This is a genomic window from Streptomyces sp. URMC 126, assembly GCF_051386555.1.
Taxonomy (GTDB): Bacteria; Actinomycetota; Actinomycetes; order Streptomycetales; family Streptomycetaceae; genus Streptomyces.
Window position 1 is genome coordinate 1 of sequence record NZ_JBPQTX010000618.1, and the last position, 1,186, is coordinate 1,186.

Genomic DNA, 1,186 nt, shown 5'->3' on the forward strand with positions numbered 1-1,186 from the left:
CCCCGGCACCCGGAGACTCCGAACCGCCCCGCCCCCGGACACCCGAGAGGCGCAGGAGGCGGGGGGGAGCCCTAAGAGACCCGGGGAGACTCGGAAAGTCCGGGAGACTCAGGAGACCGGGAGGGCCAAGGCCCCATCAGCCCGGGAAGCCCGGCGCCCGAAACCCGCAACCCGAATCCCCTCAGCCCTTCTTCCGCGCCAGCGTCAACCCGTCCGCCACCGTGAGCATGACCGCTTCCATTCGCCGGTCAGCCGCCACATGGTCGTTGAACGCCTTGACCCCCTCGCCCGCCGCCGACGCCTCGGGGTCGACGACCTCGCCGTGGAAGAAGACGTTGTCCACGACGATCAGCCCGCCCGCGCGCAGCCGGGGGACGGCCTCCTCCCAGTAGTCGATGTAGTGCTCCTTGTCGGCGTCGAGGAAGACGAGGTCGAGATGCGGCTCGGCGGGCAGCGCGCGGACCGACTCCAGGCCGTCGCCGAGGCGGAGTTCGACACGGTCGGCCACGCCCGCCTTGGCCCAGGCCTCGCGGGCGTGGGCCGTCCACTCCTCAGATATGTCGAGGGCGATCAGCCGGCCGTCGGCGGGCAGCGCCTGGGCCATGGAGAGGGCGGAGAGGCCGGTGAAGGTGCCGATCTCCAGGATGTCGCGGGCCTCGGTCAGCCGGACCAGGAAGGCGAGCAGCGGGGCCTGCTCCTCCGCGACCTGGAGGTGCGCGCTGTCCGGCAGCAGCGAGCGGGTGGTCTCGACCAGGGCGCGCTGTACGGGGTCGAGCGGCGGGTTGTGGTCGATCATGTACTGGTAGAGCTCGGAAGTGAGCGGGCTGCTCTTGGACTCGGTCACGCGAGGCTCCTCGGGTCACTGACGCCGCACGGATGGTTCGACGTCCGGTGGTCACCGGTACCGGGGTCAGGGGCAGGGTCACCGGCCATCGGTCACCGGCCACCGGCCACCGGCCACCGGCCACCGGACCGTCGACGCCACGGCGGGGGCAGGTCGGATCAGGGTCAGGGAATCAGGGAATCGCTGCATCGAGGCATCGACGTCTCACACACGTTGACACCTCAACGAACGTTAGGACGGCGAGGTTTCGGAAAACAGCCGCTTAGGGGAACTGCGGGACGGGCACGGAGTGCCCGTTCGCGTCCGGACCTGCGATCTGGCCGACCCGGAGGCGCGTGGCGA

Annotated in this window: 1 protein-coding gene; it reads right to left on the reverse strand. The window is 70.7% G+C overall.

Annotated elements, in window-relative coordinates:
- Positions 1-181: 181 nt before the first annotated feature.
- A complete protein-coding gene (locus ACSNOK_RS33130; RefSeq protein WP_436784490.1) occupies positions 182-844 on the reverse strand; it encodes an O-methyltransferase in 663 nt (220 codons plus the stop codon).
- Positions 845-1,186 lie beyond the last annotated feature (342 nt).